Origin of the sequence: Maribacter litopenaei (assembly GCF_025244665.1) — a bacterium.
GTDB classification, from domain to species: domain Bacteria; phylum Bacteroidota; class Bacteroidia; order Flavobacteriales; family Flavobacteriaceae; genus Maribacter; species Maribacter litopenaei.
In genome coordinates, this window is record NZ_CP104205.1 from 2402652 (window position 1) to 2417678 (window position 15027).

A 15027-nucleotide genomic window follows, 5' to 3' on the forward strand; every position below is an offset into this window, starting at 1 on the left:
TAGAAAGTAGGATACTTGAATCTCAGATTGGATATTTCCGGAGCCCTTATCCATAATGATAGGTAAAAACACGGGAATAGAATTGTTGCTTCTATCTGCTACAAGACAACCACAACCTTTTCCAGTTCGTCCATTTCTACGATACGTATTTTTGAGTAATAGTTCTAAGGCTAGGCCGGAAATTACGCCTCCCAAGGTAGTATACAGTACATCATCTGTTTGCCAAATTCCGAATTTGACTTATCATAAGTCTCCTTTGCCAATCCAGCTGCCAAGCTAGATCCAACGGCACCGGCCCATGTCCAACCTCTTTGACCTGGAAAAATCTTATGAGCTGCGTAACCTCCCACTCCACCTATTACCACTCCAGCTCCTATATGTTTTGCGGCATTGTTAAAATCCTGTGCCTGTACCATGCCAATACCAAAACTCAATACCAAAAGAAAAATCCTAATTTGCATATCGTAAACAGCTTCTTTTTTATTCTATTCAACGAAAGAATCAATTTTTAATTTCATTGAAAATCTGAATCTTCAAAAAGAAAACAATTCAAATATTTTAGGCCCTACTTATATGATTATTTAATGGACATACTGCAAAAAAAACCGATATTCTGTATTATCTGGTCATGTAAAACAAGTGTAATAAAATAGTGACCTATTCGACTAAGTTCAAAACAATTATTCATGAAAACTATTTTATATAAAGCCGAAAGCCGAGGCCATGCCAATCATGGTTGGTTGAATTCCTGCCACAGTTTTAGTTTTGCAAATTATTTTAATCCTGAGCGAATGAACTTTGGCGCTCTTAGGGTGCTGAATGATGATACAGTTTCTGCAGGTCGTGGGTTTGGTACACACCCACATAGTAATATGGAAATAATCTCCATACCCTTAGAAGGTGACTTAAAACATATGGACAATATGGGCAATTCCACAGTCATCAAAAAAGGGGATATCCAAGTAATGAGCGCGGGAACTGGTGTGGAGCACAGCGAATTTAACAACAATAGGGATTCATTAGTAAAATTTCTACAGATATGGATTATTCCCGACAAACAAAATGTAACACCACGATATGATCAAATCTCTATTGAAGACATAAAAGTAAAAAACAAACTATATCAAGTGCTTTCACCCAACCCGGAAGACCAAGGAGTGTGGATACACCAAAAGGCATGGTTTCATATGGGTGATTTTGAGAAAGGGCAATCGGAATCCTATTCTTTTAAATTGGAAGGAAATGGGATCTACATTTTTGTTTTGGACGGTACACTGAGTGTCAATGACACAGAACTAAATACTAGGGACGGATTTGGAATTTGGGACACCAATTCCTTTGATATCACCGCAACGAGCGGTGCCAAATTCTTGATTATGGAAGTACCCATGGAATTTTGATTAACATTTCAGCACTCCAACACAAATCAAAAAAGATGCCGTTAAGCGGCATCTTTTTTTATGAAGTAAAAATAAATGGATAACTGATCTTCAAGTTTGGTATATTTAGGGAAAGTCATAACGATATGAAATGAGCTATAACAAGTCTCGGCTACTAACCGAGATGGTTATTGCGAATTACATCTGACCTATGAAAAACAGAAAAATAAACAGATGAAAACTATTTTAACCCTAATTGGTATACTTACACTTTCTATTACTTCATTCTCTCAAGAAAAACCTTTGAAATTGGGAATTGCGGGACTCACCCACGGGCATGTAGGCTGGATTTTGGGTAGGGAACATCAACCGGATATCAATATGGTGGGCATTTTTGAACAAAATAAAGAATTGGCCCAAAGACTCTCAAAGCAGTATGGTTTTTCCATGGATATCGTCTATGACAGCATGGAGGAATTGATAAAGGCCACTAAACCTGACGCAGTCGCTGCCTTCGGAAATATAAAAGATCATTTATCCGTAGTTGAAACTTGTGCCCCAAAGGGAATTCATGTAATGGTAGAAAAACCACTGGCCGTTAGTTTGGAAGATGCCAAAAAAATGGAGGCTTTGGCAAAAAATCATGGCATTCATTTATTGACGAATTATGAAACTTCATGGTACGAAACCAATGTTAAGGCCAAAAACCTTTTGGATGAAGGCAAAATAGGAGGTCTTCGAAAAGCAATTATCAGGGATGGTCACAAGGATCCAAAAAAATTGGTGTTTCCAAAGAGTTCTTAGAATGGCTAGCAGATCCTGAACTCAACGGGGGTGGTGCCATTATGGATTTTGGGTGTTATGGAGCCAATTTAATGACCTGGCTCATGAAAGGAAAAAGACCAAACTCGGTTACAGCCGTCACCCAGCAATTACAAGAGGAGAACAATCCAAATGTGGATGATGACGCAACTATAATACTTACATATGACAATGCCATGGCTATTTTGGAACCCTCATGGAATTGGCCCATTGGTAGAAAGGACATGGAACTATATGGTGAAACAGGTGTCCTTTACGCTGATAATGCAAACCAATTAAGAATCAGGGAGTCAACCGGATATAGCAGCTATACAGAAGAAACACTATTTTTTAAAGATAGACAAGTTCCTTACGATGACCCATTTGCTGTTCTTGCAGCCGTTATCAATGGCACGTTGACATTGGAACCTTTTGGGCCATATACTTTAGAAAACAATATGATTGCGATGGAAATTTTACAGGCCTCTGTCGAAAGTTCCAAATCAGGAAAAACCATAAAATTGGATTGACTATAAGGGGTTACTCATTTTAAATTATCCCGATAGCAAGTCCACAAAAAATAGATTAATTTTTAAGGAATTTTCCATTCGTTTCACTCAAATAACGTAATTACCCAAAAGCAACTCAAACAACCCATACTTCAAAAATTATTGAGTAACTTTCTTGGAACATCTATTAACATTATTATGAAATATACCATTACCTTATTACTGCTATTTATTGTTATTTCTCTAGGAAATGCTCAAAATTCTATACTGGGTTTTACCGAAAAAAGTTCGGCAGAACAGAAAAAACTTGAAAAGGACTTTGAAGAAAAGCTGGAGGCCTCCAATATCGACAATTGGATGCAAAAAATGGCGGCAGAACCCCATTGGGTAGGCACCAAGTTTGGCGAGGAAAATGCCAAATGGATTCGGGATCAATTCAAATCTTGGGGCTATGATGCCAAGATAGAAACCTATCAAATTCTATTTCCCTATCCTACGGAAAGAGTTTTAGAACTGACAGGTCCCACGCAGTATAAGGCGAAGCTTAAAGCCGTTCCCGTGGAGGGCGACCCTTTTACAGCACAGGGCGATGCCCTGCTCCCAAGTTATAATGCTTTTTCAAAAGATGGAGACGTAGAAGCGGAACTCGTATTTGTCAATTACGGTATTCCCAAGGATTATGAAGAACTGGAGAAATTAGGAATTAGTGTGAAAGGTAAAATTGTAATTGCAAAATATCAAGGTAGCTGGCGAGGGATTAAACCCAAACTCGCAGCCGAAAACGGGGCAATTGGATGCATCATTTATTCGACCCACAAGATGATGGCTATGGACGTGGTGATGTGTATCCCGAAGGTGCTTTTAAGAACAAAACTGGAGTTCAGCGTGGATCCGTAATGGATATGCCCACATATCCTGGGGATGTGTTAACCCCAGGCTACGGAGCCACTAAGGATGCAAAAAGATTGACAAAGGAAGAGGCCCCAACCATCACTAAAATTCCGGTATTACCCATTTCTTATGAAGATGCACAACCTTTACTGGAAGCTTTGGACGGACCAGTAGCACCGGAGTCCTGGCGGGGGGGATTGCCCATTACCTATCATATTGGCCCCGGAGCGGCAAAAGTCCATCTCGGAACTTAAATTTGATTGGAAATTGGTACCTGCACACAATGTAATTGCCACCATGAAAGGGACGGAATTTCCTGATCAATGGGTAATGCGAGGAAACCATCATGATGCTTGGGTACATGGTGCAAATGATCCGGTAAGTGGTATGGTTGCCTTAATGGAAGAGGCCCGGGCCATAGGTGAATTAGCGAAAAAAGGCCAAAAGCCAAAAAGGACCTCGTATACTGCGCTTGGGATGCGGAAGAACCTGGACTGATCGGCTCTACGGAATGGGTAGAAGACCATAAAAAGGAGTTACAAGAAAAAGTTGTTGCCTACATAAATACCGATGGTAACGGAAGAGGCTTTTTAGGAGTCGGAGGTTCACATTCCCTAGAAGCTATGGTAAGCGAGGTGGCAGAAGACGTGACCGACCCCCAAACAAAGGTTTCGGTCAAGGAGCGAAGAATTGCCAGGGATATAATCAATGGTGGCGATGATTCCTTTGAACTATATGCCCTAGGTTCAGGTTCAGATTATACACCTTTTATCCAACATGCAGGTATAGCTTCATTGAATTTAGGTTTCGGTGGCGAAAATGCGGGAGGTGAATACCATACCATTTATGACACCTATCCCCACTACAAACGATTTAAAGATCCAGAATTTGCATACGGCGTTGCGCTCGCCAATACTGCCGGAAGGATTACCTTACGATTGGCCAATGCGGATATAATCCCCTTGGATTTCTCCCAATGGCACAAAACGGTATCGGGTTATTTGGATGAAATCATGGAAGAAACTTCGAAAATGAGGTCATCCGTGGAAAAGCATAACAAATTGATAGACAGAAATGCTTTCGCACTTGCGTCCGACCCAAGAAAAAATGTAAAAGCGCCCGAACGAATGGAACCTGTTCCTTTTATAGACTTTTCGCCCTTACAAAATGTAATGAGCGAACTTAAGTCAACAATTAATGCGTATAGTAAACTTGATTTAGAAAATCTTCCTAAAGCGAAGAAAGATAAGCTTAACAATATGTTGATGGATGCCGAACATAAACTTACTTCAGAAGGGGGGTTACCTAGAAGACCATGGTTTAAACATCAAATATACGCTCCAGGGTTTTACACAGGTTATGGAGTTAAAACGCTTCCAGGGGTTCGGGAAGCAGTGGAACAGAAAAATTGATCCGAGGCTAGGGAGCAGATCAAGGTTCTTACCGAAACATTGACTAACTTTAATGAACATTTGAAGGGGGTTATTAGTAATTTGAAATAATAAATAAACATTAGTTACTGCTTAAAATCGGGCTAAAATCAAAAGAATTTAATTCTCAATGAGCATGAAATCAGATTATATAAAGGTCTTTGGAGGAAACAATACTGAAAGCAATCGTGTGGAACAACTATTAAGGGAAAATGACATATCACCGATTGTTAAAAGTGAAAGTGAATCCGCGAGGTTAGCTGGTTTTGGAACCCCGTTGCCGCACATTGCAGAGATATATGTTCATGAGGACGAGGAAGCAAAAGCTTTGGAACTCATATCACAATTGGATTGGGAAGAATAAAAAAAAGCCTCCATTTGGAGGCTTTTTACTTATTTCTTTGTGATTGGTATTATTTCAATTGCCTTGAACTCAACAGGACCATGGTCACCTTGAATCATTATGGGTCTCGTATCCGCCTCATGATTGTCCAAAGCTCCGCCAGTCATCCCTAATATGTTTTGTCCATCAATGATGGTTTTACCATTTGCCACTATAGTGACACGTCTACCAATCAATGTAATGTCATAGGTTTGCCATTCTCCCGCTCTCATAGCTACATTTTCATTTGGGGCAATCAATCCATAAATACCTCCAAAATATATAGAAGCTGCCGGCAGGCCAATATTGTCCGCAATTTGAACCTCATATCTCCCCCTTAAATATAAGCCGCTATTACTACCTTCAGGGTATTTAAATTCAACGTGTATTTTAAAATCCTTGAATTTTTCCTGCGATACTAAATTCACCCCGCATTTATCGCTCGTCAAAATACCGTCGACAACTTTCCATTGATTTCCATCCTTAATTTCCCAGCCTTCTAAGTTCTTCCCATTGAATAGGTCGATTTTCTTGCCCAATTTATAATCATCGTAATAAGGTAATTCCGGTGTCCTCTCGGCCTGTCCAAGAATAGGTTTTTCCATTAGTGTAAACCATAGTTCCTTCCAATCCCTCACCTACCATTTTAAATTGAAATTCCATATCTGAAGCACCAGGTTCCCATTGGGGTGGAATTTCAAACTGAAATACATCTCCAAATTTTTTGACCTCGGAAACAGGACGAGCGCTACCAAAAGCATAGGTAAACCTACCTATTAGCGTATTGTTACCTGAATGCATGACCTCCAACCAACTTGGCAAATCTGAACCCTCTTGGGAAATGGTCAAGTTCCATCGTCCTTCCAAAGGATGACCTTCCTGCCCGTTAACCCTAAAAAGGCTAAAAACAAGTATTGGAAAAAGTAAAAATCTTAATTTCATAAATCTGTTCTTTAAATGTTTACAAATACACTTTCAAATATAGTCCATGTGTAACTCAAACTAGGAACACTCCAATGGTAAAATTCATGTATTTAGTTAAAAATCGGCTATTAAAATTACATATTTCAAATTTTGAGAGGGTTTAAAATAAAAATCCCTTTATTAATGTTGATGGTTTGAGTTTGATAATTACTATTTTTAAAACTTCTAAAATCATATACTACTAATGCGATTCGTTTTTAAACCACTACTATTAATTACCTTTTCCTTAATCGTAATTTCCTGCCAAAATAAAAATCCTATTGAAACCCCTGTGGTAATTTACGAGGACAGTACGGCTATAAGAGAAAAAATTCAATCTGCACGTGAAGGCGTCTCCGCTATTGTTGCCGATGGTCTAAAATTAAGCCTGTGGGCCACTGATTCATTAGCCCCCGATCCAATTGCCATGGATATGGATAACGCAGGCAGAATATATATAACCAGATCTAATAGAAATAAAAATTCGGAGTTTGATATACGCGGGCATCGTGATTGGATGACAGCATCCATTGGGCTTCAATCTGTTGAAGATAGAAGGGCATTTCTGCATGAGACCTTTGCACCGGAAAAAAGTAAGGAAAACAGCTGGTTTCCCGATTTAAACAATGATTCCATTCATGACTGGCAAGACTTGGCCGTTCAGAAGGATGAGGTTTGGATGTTGGAAGATTCAGATGGTGATGGGATAGCAGATAAATCAACCCAAATACTAAATGATTTTAACGATGAAGTTAATGATGTTGCTGGTGCCATTTTGGTAAGGGACGAGGACGTTTTTGTAGGTATCGGGCCTGATATGTTTAGATTAAAGGACACGAATGGTGATAAGATTCTGGACGAAAAAACAAGCATAGCAACTGGTTTTGCAGTGCACATAGGCTTTGGCGGACATGGAATGTCAGGTGCCACCCAAGATTCCGATGGTAAAATTTATTGGGGAATTGGAGATATCGGTGCAAATCTAACCACTGTGGATGGAGAAACACATAAATATCCCAACCAAGGTGTCATTGTTCGAAGTAATCCGAGATGGAAGCAATTTTGAAGTTTTTGCTCGAGGTTTGAGAAATACCCACGAATTTGTTTTTGATGCTTATGGTAATATTATTTCATCTGATAATGATGGCGATCACAAGGGTGAAAGTGAACGTTTAGTGCATATTGTGGAAGGATCGGACGCTGGGTGGAGGGCCAACTGGCAATACGGTAAGTACACGGACCCGAACAATAATGGATACAATGTTTGGATGGACGAAAAATTATATGTGCCAAGATGGGAAGGACAAGCCGCTTACATCATTCCCCCGATTCAGAATTTTCACAATGGCCCCACAGGAATGCTTTACAACCCGGGGAGTGCACTTGGAAAAAAATGGTTGGACAAATTCTTCTTGGTGGAGTTTGTGGGCGATCCCAGCCGATCTCATATCCGGTCTTTCGACTTAAAACCCAAAGGAGCCTCCTTTGAATTAGGGTCGGACGAATCTATTTTAACAGGTGTTTTACCCACTGGAATTGCTTTTGGACCTGACGGCGCCTTGTATTTGGCAGATTGGATCAATGGTTGGGGGTCTAAAGATTTTGGTAGGGTATGGAAACTTGATGTTACCGAAACGGAAAATGATTTGGAACAACAACGTCTCGGAGACACAAAGACTAATGACCCATAATTACAAGGAAGATGATACTGACAACCTTATCAAGTTATTGAGTTATGAGGATATGCGTATCAGGTTAAAGGCCCAGTTTGAACTTGCCAATAGAACTTTTTGGGGCTATAGGGCCTTAGAAAAGGCCATCGTGGAGGAAGAAAACCAGTTTGCAAGAATCCACGCTATATGGGCCATTGGGCAAATTGCTGCCAATAATCCCAGTAAGGCTGATCCGTTAGTACCTTTATTGTCGGATGGTGACCCGTAAATAATTACCCAAGTAGCCAAGGTGTTAGGCGATATCAAATATACTAATGCTTCTGAAGAACTAGTATCATTGCTTTCCCATGAAAATGACAGAGTGAAATTTTATGCTGCGCAGGCATTGGGAAGGTTGGCCTACGAACCTGCTATAGATTCGTTAATTGAAATGTTAGCCGCAAATAATGATAAAGACCTTTATCTAAGACATGCTGCAATACTTGCGCTGTCAAGAATAGGCAAGGTAGAACCATTGGTGGCCTTGGTAGGCCATGAAGATAAAAGTCTTAGAATTGCGGCGGTTTTGGTTTTAAGAAGATTGCAAAGTCCGGAAATATCCATTTTCCTATCCGATAAAGACCCCTATATTGTAACCGAAGCTGCAAGGGCCATTAATGATGATTGGTCTATAGAACAAGCCCTACCGGCACTTGCGGCAACATTAAAGAACGAGAAGTTTAAGTCTGAACCTTTACTAAGAAGGGCTATTAATGCGGCATTAAGAGTGGGCAGTGAAGAAGCCTTACAAGACTTGATAGATTTTGCAAAAAGAGAGACAGTTTCGAATGTCTTAAGGGGTGAAGCACTCTCAGCCCTAAGTACTTGGAACAAACCCTCGGTTCTTGACCGGGTTGATGGAAGATATAGAGGTGAGATTGTAAGGGACAGCAGTCAACTAAGAAATAAATTAGAAAGGGATATTCCTGTTTTTCTTGAGCAGAAAAATCCGGAAATACTCATTGGTGTGGCAAAGGCCATTAGTGCAGTGGGTATCGATAGCTATAACGACAGACTTTTTAACATTTTTAGAACGCACAATAATCCAAAGGTAAGGGCTTCGATTCTTACGGCCTTGGGAAATTTGGATTATGGTAGAATGGAGGTTGCTATAACAAGTGGTATGAAAGATTCCAACGAAGAAGTTAGAACCGCTGCAGTAAATCTATTACCCAAAATGAACATTTCTAAAGATAAACTACCTTCCATTGTTGGTTCAATTTTTCAAAATGGTTCAACAAGTGAGCAACAAAGTATGTTAAATGTGCTTGGAGATTTGCCAAAAGAAAATACATATGCCATTTTAAGTAGTTTGATTGTTAAGGCCAGTAACAATAAACTTGGACAGGATATTATTTTGGATTTAATGGAATCAGTAAAAGCTACGGAGGATTCCGTTCTGATCAAAAAAATGGACCAACTTAAAAAAGCAGGGTACACAGCGGATTCCTTTCAAGAAACCTTATATGGTGGAAATAGGTGGAATGGCAGGGATATATTCAACAGCAATCCTACGGCACAATGTGTTCGTTGTCACTCTGTAAATGGTTCCGGTGGTGAGGTAGATCCAGCTTTAGATAATATTGCCAATCTACTAACCCGTGAACAAATATTGGAGGCACTTATTGAACCTAGCGCCAGATTGGCGCCGGGATATGGAACAGTAAACTTAATTCTTACCGACGGGCAAAGAATTACCGGAGTACCTTTGGAAGAGGACAACAAAGAACTCCTATTGCGTACTTCTGCTGCAGAACCAATGCGCGTTCCGAAAGGCAGAATAAAAAAGAGGGAAAACTCGCTCTCCGCTATGCCTGCTATGGGTAGAATGATTACCGAGACGGGAACTGAGGGATTTAATGGAGTACTTAGGCAGTTTAAGAGAATAAAAGCAGACTACGACTACATAAAAATTAGTAATCAGTGGATATGAATTGTAAATGATTTAGAAATAATTCAAGCTGTTGAGATAACAATTAAAGTTTGTTAGTATTCTTATATACTATAAAATCAATCTAAATTTCATTAAGTTCCAATGTCTTTTGAATAAGAAAAATCATTATGATTCCTAAAGAGAAAAAAAGAAATATTGGAATTGATGTATTAAAATGTATTGCTGCCATACTTATTACAAATTCTAATTTTGAGGTATTGTATCCCATCAGATCTTTCGCTACCGGAGGAACTATGGGTAATTGCCTGTTCTTCTTTGCTTCGGATTTACACTATTTTTAAAGCCATTAGGACGATTTGATCAATATTACAAAAAAAGAATAAATAGAATTTATCCAACGGTATTTGCCTGGGCCATATTTAGTACCCTTCTTTTTGACAATTCTAAAAATATTATTCAAATACTATTGTATGGTGGGGGATGGTTTATCACATGTATAATGGTGCTTTATGTATTTCTCTTTATTGTAAATAAAACTATGTATAATAAATTGATTATGAGCTGGATAATCTCATTTGCAATCGTTGTTATTTGGTTCTATTTAATTGACAAGAAAAATGACTCTTCGTTTTATGGTGATGATTCCTATTTTAGATGGGGTTTTTATTTCCTTTTTATGCTCCTAGGCTCAATCTGTGGAGTTTACCAACAAAAAATTAAACATAGGTTTACATTAAACCTTTTAATCGTTGTTTCATGCATTGCTATATTCTATGCAATGCTGTATTTCGCAAGAATTAATGTCATTCCTAGGCAAGTAGAATTAATTTCCATTATACCCCTTTTGGGAATGACCTTCTATTTTTATAAACTAAGTAATTCCAAAGAATTGAAATATGTCTACAATCACAAAATATTTGGCACTGCCATAAAGATAATCGGTGGACTTTGCCTGGAAATTTATCTTGTTCAACACGATTTGATTACTGATAAAATGAATATGATTTTTCCATTTAACCTTGTAGGGATGTTCATTATTATCTTAATTGCCGCCTATATTCTTAGGTGTATGGCCGATTATTTTCGCAAATTTTCGGACAACAAGAATTAAATTACAAAGAAGTTTTCCGATTGTATTAAATATCACCCAATCAATCTATTATAATTAAAACTCTTACTTTTCAAATTATTAAATAGATTCAGGTTGTCTTTGGAAGTTTAAAATAAAGTACTAGACGGTTTAAGCATTTTTTAATTAGTAGAAGCAACCCTTTCATATTATCCCATCTTCTTAAAAATAAACCACATGAAATTCGGCAGATTTAATCTTCAATACTTGCTCCTTTTATTTGTATTATTTTTTCTCAATTGCAGTGTAAGCAATGATCCATTAGTCTGTCCTGAGCAATTTACTGGAGAATTATTAGAGAACGAAACCAAGTTGGTTGGACAATGGAGGGCCTCAGGCGCCATTTCAAATGTAGAGGTTGATTTAACCAATGATAATGTTGAAAATCCTAGTTTTAACATGTTTGAACAGTTCTCTGAATGCGCCAAGGATGCAATTTTCAATTTCGATAGAAATAGGGAATATGCGTATGACCTAGGGATCGTGACTACTGGATGCACCGGAACAAATACGGTAGGTACTTGGAAGTTAAGTTCAAATGAATTACAGTTGATTGTTTCTTGCGGTAGTATAGACTATAATATTACATTTAACGGGGATAATTCCCAATTTGAATACACTAGTAATATAGATGTTCAAGAGGTAAATGGTTCATTAACTCCGGCAAGAGTCACCTTTACTTTTTCCAAGGTTGAACCTTAGTCAATAATTCTAATAATATTTAAAAATTAAACCTTTTGTCTTCCATGGACATTTTGGCCTTTCTAAACTGTATTATAATATTCTCTACAATTTCTTTTGCAGGTAGAATTTTATGTATAATTGACGACACTTGCCCAATTTCAAGTTCCCCCTCTTCCAAGTTACCCTCGAACATTCCTTTTTTGGCCCGTCCCCTTCCTAATAGAATTTTTAGTTCTTCAGTAGTGGCATCCCTATCGTAGGCTAGTTGTACTTCAGAATAGAATTTATTCTTTAAGAGACGAACAGGTGTCAATTCCTTCAAGGTCAAAAGAGTATCACCCTCTTGGGCCTTTACGACCTCATCCTTAAAATTCCTATGACTAGAAGCTTCCTCGCTCGCCACGAACCTACTTCCTATTTGCACGCCATCGGCACCTAGAACCATTGCAGCCAACATTCCTTCACCAGTGGCAATTCCACCAGCGGCGATTAGGGGAATCTGAATCTGTTCCTTTATCAAGGGTATAAGTACTAAGGTGGTAGTTTCGTCCCTTCCGTTATGACCGCCTGCTTCAAAACCTTCGGCCACTATAGCATCCACACCGGCCTTTTGTGCCTTTAATGCAAACTTTAGGCTGCTAACTACATGAACCACGGTAATACCCCTTTCCTTTAGATGGTCCGTCCATGTTTTTGGGTTGCCCGCAGAAGTGAAAACAATTCCAACGTTTTCTTCTTCGATTATCTTAAAAATTTCTCCCACATTTGGATAGAGCATGGGCACATTTACTCCAAATGGCTTGTTAGTAGCAATCTTACATTTTTTGATATGCTCCCTAAGTACCTCAGGATACATACTCCCCGCTCCTAATAATCCCAGTCCGCCAGCATTGGAGACAGCAGATGCCAGTTTCCATCCACTGGCCCACACCATTCCTGCCTGGATAATCGGATATTTGATTTGGAACAATTCGGTTATCCTGTTATGCATAGGTTTTAATTTTTATGGTCAATAAGATCACGAGAAAAATATTTAAGAAATAACTCCTGAACCTAGAAGCTCGTCATCCATATACCAAGCTACGAATTGACCTTCGGTTATAGCTGATTGCTTTTCTTCAAAATCCACATATAATCCCCCATCTGTTTTATAAAGAGTGGCATTTTGAAGTTCCTGACGATATCTAATCCTGGCTTTTACTTTGAGATTTTCATCCGTTTTTAAACGTAAATCCGATCTCACCCAATGAATTTCGGAATCATGAACAAACAATGTTCTCCTGTATAGGCCTGGATGGGATTTTCCTTGTCCTGTATAAATAATGTTTTGCTCAACATCCGTCTCAATAACAAACAATGGCTCCTTGGTTCCTCCTACATTAAGTCCTTTTCGCTGCCCTTTGGTAAAATAATGTGCGCCTTGGTGCTCCCCCACTATCTTTCCATCTTCCACGGAATATTGAGGTTTTCTAGCAAAATATTCCAATTCCGATACCTTATCATCAAAATTTGGAATCGACAGTTCGTATTTAGTGACTGTTGAAGAAACCTCTATAATCTTACCCGTTTTGGGTTTTAGCTGTTGTTGCAAGAATTCCGGAAGACGTACCTTACCTATAAAACATAGTCCTTGGGAATCCTTTTTATCAGCTGTTATCAAATTCATTTTAGAAGCAATTTGACGTACCTCTGGTTTTGTCAACTCACCTATTGGAAATAGTGTCTTTGATAATTGTTCCTGTGATAACTGACATAAAAAATAGGACTGGTCTTTATTTTTGTCCTTACCTGCCAACAATTGATAGGTTTCGGAGCCGTCAGAATTTATAAGAGTCCCTTTCCTACAATAGTGTCCAGTGGCAACATAATCCGCTCCCAATTGCAACGCTATTTTTAAAAAAACATCAAACTTGATTTCCCTATTGCAAAGTACATCCGGATTGGGAGTACGTCCCATCTCATATTCCCTAAACATGTAGTCTACAATCCGTTCCTTATATTCAGCACTTAAATCTACTGTTTGAAAAGGAATACCCAGTTTTTCCGCTACTATTAGGGCATCGTTACTATCCTCGAGCCATGGACATTCCTCTGAAATAGTTACAGTATCATCATGCCAATTCTTCATAAAAAGACCGATTACCTCATATCCTTGTTCTTTTAAAAGATAGGCTGCAACACTGGAATCTACTCCACCCGAAAGTCCAATTACTACTTTTTTCATCTTGACTACTTTGTCGTTACAAAAATACAAAATTACACTGCTGTCTCATCTACAAGTAAATCAAAGAAAACTTAAGGATTCCATGATAAAAAATTGTCGTGAGCATCAACTTAATTTGACAAGTAGCCGTCAACCTAAAGCATCTTAAAACCAATCAACTATGTTAAAGTTTGATAAATTTTTCCTGTTAAGATTGAATTCCTTTTTAATTAAAATTGACCGATTTTATTACCCTTTATCGATGAATGACGAGTTAAAAATCACGCCATACATACTCCTAATTTTAACAAAGCCTTAAATCAAGAACATTGATTTTGTTTAACTTCATTTAAAATTACTTAAACAAAAAATACTATGAAAACAATGACTACCTATTTTAAACCTTTGCTACTGCTTCCGGTTTTGGCTTTTACTATTTCCTGTAGTGAGGAGGAAAATGAAGAACCCATGGTGATGGATTCCTCAACCATCGTGGACATTGCCCAGGATGAAGAAGCACTGACCTCGTTGGTTGCTGCCTTGACCACAGCGGATATTTCCGAAGCAACCGACCTAGTTGGTACATTAAATTCCGACGATCCTTTTACCGTATTTGCCCCAACAAACGATGCTTTCATATCACTTTTGGCGCAATTAGATGGATTTGATTCACTAGAAGATTTTGATACGGATGAAGAACGAGCCATTCTTGCAAAAATTCTGACCTATCACGTGGTGGCAGGAACTGCGGCCGCTTCTACGGATTTAACTGATGGTATGACCGTATCAACCGTTCAAGGGGAGGATGTGACCATAAGTTTGGATGGGGGCGTATTTTTAGATGATGCTACAGATACGAATGCCGAAGTAATTATTCCGGACGTTATGGCAAGTAACGGCATTGTGCATGTAATAGACAAAGTTTTATTGCCGCAGGAGATTATTGACGCATTAAATTCTGGTGAAATGGAAAATGAAAGTGGCACCCTGGTTGATATCGTGGTAGATACAGAAGCGCTTTCCATTCGGAAGCTGCGGTAATTAAAGCAG

At 38.7% G+C, this 15027-nt stretch carries 19 protein-coding genes and 1 pseudogene; 15 read left to right on the top strand and 5 right to left on the bottom strand.

Translation table 11 applies throughout. The features are described 5' to 3' along the window. Positions 1-182 precede the first annotated feature (182 nt). Positions 183-461 (bottom strand): hypothetical protein, encoded by a 279-nt coding sequence (locus NYZ99_RS13035; protein ID WP_260571563.1) that lies wholly within the window; start codon positions 459-461, stop codon positions 183-185. 225 nt (positions 462-686) lie between these two features. Here NYZ99_RS13035 and NYZ99_RS13040 point away from each other — a divergent pair, with 225 nt between their 5' ends. From NYZ99_RS13040 to NYZ99_RS13075, 8 genes and pseudogenes are all read left to right on the top strand, one after another. After that, entirely contained in the window at positions 687-1400 is a 714-nt protein-coding gene (locus NYZ99_RS13040; RefSeq protein ID WP_260571565.1) for a pirin family protein, read from the top strand. A gap of 213 nt (positions 1401-1613) precedes the next feature. Then, positions 1614-2183: a Gfo/Idh/MocA family protein gene (locus NYZ99_RS13045; protein WP_260571567.1), complete on the top strand. Its 570-nt coding sequence runs from the start codon at positions 1614-1616 to the stop codon at positions 2181-2183. A 41-nt stretch (positions 2184-2224) separates the two neighbouring features. Next, positions 2225-2710, top strand: a complete 486-nt coding sequence (locus NYZ99_RS13050; RefSeq protein ID WP_260571569.1) for a Gfo/Idh/MocA family protein — start codon at positions 2225-2227, stop codon at positions 2708-2710. 177 nt (positions 2711-2887) lie between these two features. After that, on the top strand, positions 2888-3586 hold the full coding sequence (locus tag NYZ99_RS13055; RefSeq protein WP_260571570.1) for a PA domain-containing protein: 699 nt from the start codon (positions 2888-2890) through the stop codon (positions 3584-3586). 5 nt (positions 3587-3591) lie between these two features. Beyond that, positions 3592-3834: a protease-associated domain-containing protein gene (locus NYZ99_RS13060; protein WP_260571571.1), complete on the top strand. Its 243-nt coding sequence runs from the start codon at positions 3592-3594 to the stop codon at positions 3832-3834. Positions 3835-3910: 76 nt separating this feature from the next. Further along, positions 3911-4389, top strand: a pseudogene (locus NYZ99_RS13065) (M28 family peptidase); the annotation flags it as partial. A gap of 363 nt (positions 4390-4752) precedes the next feature. Beyond that, positions 4753-4992: a transferrin receptor-like dimerization domain-containing protein gene (locus tag NYZ99_RS13070; protein ID WP_260575243.1), complete on the top strand. Its 240-nt coding sequence runs from the start codon at positions 4753-4755 to the stop codon at positions 4990-4992. Positions 4993-5146: 154 nt separating this feature from the next. Next, a complete protein-coding gene (locus NYZ99_RS13075) occupies positions 5147-5374 on the top strand; it encodes a DUF2007 domain-containing protein (protein ID WP_260571572.1) in 228 nt (75 codons plus the stop codon). A 29-nt stretch (positions 5375-5403) separates the two neighbouring features. Here the strand turns inward: NYZ99_RS13075 and NYZ99_RS13080 are convergent, their stop codons facing one another. Beyond that, complete coding sequence (locus NYZ99_RS13080) at positions 5404-5997, bottom strand: 3-keto-disaccharide hydrolase (protein WP_260571574.1); 594 nt, start codon at positions 5995-5997, stop codon at positions 5404-5406. Next, positions 5939-6334, bottom strand: a complete 396-nt coding sequence (locus NYZ99_RS13085) for a hypothetical protein (RefSeq protein ID WP_260571575.1) — start codon at positions 6332-6334, stop codon at positions 5939-5941. Before NYZ99_RS13085 ends, NYZ99_RS13080 begins: the two co-directional genes overlap by 59 nt. A 226-nt stretch (positions 6335-6560) precedes the next feature. Here NYZ99_RS13085 and NYZ99_RS13090 point away from each other — a divergent pair, with 226 nt between their 5' ends. The 6 genes from NYZ99_RS13090 to NYZ99_RS13115 all read left to right on the top strand — a co-directional run bounded on the left by NYZ99_RS13090 (position 6561) and on the right by NYZ99_RS13115 (position 11792). Continuing rightward, positions 6561-7421, top strand: coding sequence for a DUF7133 domain-containing protein (locus NYZ99_RS13090; RefSeq protein ID WP_260571577.1), 861 nt, complete (start codon positions 6561-6563; stop codon positions 7419-7421). Further along, positions 7351-8046 carry a PQQ-dependent sugar dehydrogenase family protein gene (locus NYZ99_RS13095; protein ID WP_260571578.1) on the top strand — a complete coding sequence of 232 codons (696 nt, stop codon included), beginning with the start codon at positions 7351-7353 and terminating at the stop codon, positions 8044-8046. Before NYZ99_RS13090 ends, NYZ99_RS13095 begins: the two co-directional genes overlap by 71 nt. Then, on the top strand, positions 8036-8296 hold the full coding sequence (locus tag NYZ99_RS13100; protein ID WP_260571579.1) for a HEAT repeat domain-containing protein: 261 nt from the start codon (positions 8036-8038) through the stop codon (positions 8294-8296). The genes NYZ99_RS13095 and NYZ99_RS13100 overlap by 11 nt, the downstream gene beginning before the upstream one ends. Positions 8297-8317: 21 nt before the next feature. Beyond that, on the top strand, positions 8318-10000 hold the full coding sequence (locus NYZ99_RS13105) for a HEAT repeat domain-containing protein (protein ID WP_260571580.1): 1683 nt from the start codon (positions 8318-8320) through the stop codon (positions 9998-10000). Positions 10001-10262: 262 nt separating this feature from the next. Then, a complete protein-coding gene (locus tag NYZ99_RS13110) occupies positions 10263-11072 on the top strand; it encodes an acyltransferase (protein ID WP_260571582.1) in 810 nt (269 codons plus the stop codon). A 195-nt stretch (positions 11073-11267) separates the two neighbouring features. Then, positions 11268-11792 (top strand): DUF5004 domain-containing protein, encoded by a 525-nt coding sequence (locus NYZ99_RS13115; RefSeq protein WP_260571584.1) that lies wholly within the window; start codon positions 11268-11270, stop codon positions 11790-11792. A 19-nt stretch (positions 11793-11811) separates the two neighbouring features. On the opposite strand, the gene NYZ99_RS13120 is transcribed toward NYZ99_RS13115, so the two are convergent. Together NYZ99_RS13120 and mnmA are read right to left on the bottom strand one after the other, a co-directional pair. Then, positions 11812-12765 (bottom strand): NAD(P)H-dependent flavin oxidoreductase, encoded by a 954-nt coding sequence (locus NYZ99_RS13120; protein ID WP_260571585.1) that lies wholly within the window; start codon positions 12763-12765, stop codon positions 11812-11814. Positions 12766-12807: 42 nt separating this feature from the next. Next, a complete protein-coding gene (gene mnmA, locus NYZ99_RS13125) occupies positions 12808-13998 on the bottom strand; it encodes a tRNA 2-thiouridine(34) synthase MnmA (protein ID WP_260571586.1) in 1191 nt (396 codons plus the stop codon). A gap of 354 nt (positions 13999-14352) precedes the next feature. Here mnmA and NYZ99_RS13130 point away from each other — a divergent pair, with 354 nt between their 5' ends. After that, entirely contained in the window at positions 14353-15018 is a 666-nt protein-coding gene (locus NYZ99_RS13130; protein ID WP_260571588.1) for a fasciclin domain-containing protein, read from the top strand. The last annotated feature ends 9 nt before the right edge of the window (positions 15019-15027 follow it).

Bases quoted from the DNA above. Each gene is read 5' to 3' on its own strand.
- mnmA (WP_260571586.1), bottom strand. From the start codon at position 13,998: ATGAAAAAAGTAGTAATTGGACTTTCGGGTGGAGTAGATTCCAGTGTT.
- NYZ99_RS13075 (WP_260571572.1), top strand. From the start codon at position 5,147: ATGAAATCAGATTATATAAAGGTCTTTGGAGGAAACAATACTGAAAGC.
- NYZ99_RS13095 (WP_260571578.1), top strand. From the start codon at position 7,351: ATGGAGAAACACATAAATATCCCAACCAAGGTGTCATTGTTCGAAGTA.
- NYZ99_RS13045 (WP_260571567.1), top strand. From the start codon at position 1,614: ATGAAAACTATTTTAACCCTAATTGGTATACTTACACTTTCTATTACT.
- NYZ99_RS13115 (WP_260571584.1), top strand. From the start codon at position 11,268: ATGAAATTCGGCAGATTTAATCTTCAATACTTGCTCCTTTTATTTGTA.
- NYZ99_RS13060 (WP_260571571.1), top strand. From the start codon at position 3,592: ATGCCCACATATCCTGGGGATGTGTTAACCCCAGGCTACGGAGCCACT.
- NYZ99_RS13085 (WP_260571575.1), bottom strand. From the start codon at position 6,334: ATGAAATTAAGATTTTTACTTTTTCCAATACTTGTTTTTAGCCTTTTT.
- NYZ99_RS13080 (WP_260571574.1), bottom strand. From the start codon at position 5,997: ATGGAAAAACCTATTCTTGGACAGGCCGAGAGGACACCGGAATTACCT.
- NYZ99_RS13120 (WP_260571585.1), bottom strand. From the start codon at position 12,765: ATGCATAACAGGATAACCGAATTGTTCCAAATCAAATATCCGATTATC.
- NYZ99_RS13100 (WP_260571579.1), top strand. From the start codon at position 8,036: ATGACCCATAATTACAAGGAAGATGATACTGACAACCTTATCAAGTTA.
- NYZ99_RS13055 (WP_260571570.1), top strand. From the start codon at position 2,888: ATGAAATATACCATTACCTTATTACTGCTATTTATTGTTATTTCTCTA.
- NYZ99_RS13090 (WP_260571577.1), top strand. From the start codon at position 6,561: ATGCGATTCGTTTTTAAACCACTACTATTAATTACCTTTTCCTTAATC.
- NYZ99_RS13040 (WP_260571565.1), top strand. From the start codon at position 687: ATGAAAACTATTTTATATAAAGCCGAAAGCCGAGGCCATGCCAATCAT.
- NYZ99_RS13070 (WP_260575243.1), top strand. From the start codon at position 4,753: ATGAGCGAACTTAAGTCAACAATTAATGCGTATAGTAAACTTGATTTA.
- NYZ99_RS13035 (WP_260571563.1), bottom strand. From the start codon at position 461: ATGCAAATTAGGATTTTTCTTTTGGTATTGAGTTTTGGTATTGGCATG.
- NYZ99_RS13130 (WP_260571588.1), top strand. From the start codon at position 14,353: ATGAAAACAATGACTACCTATTTTAAACCTTTGCTACTGCTTCCGGTT.
- NYZ99_RS13050 (WP_260571569.1), top strand. From the start codon at position 2,225: ATGGATTTTGGGTGTTATGGAGCCAATTTAATGACCTGGCTCATGAAA.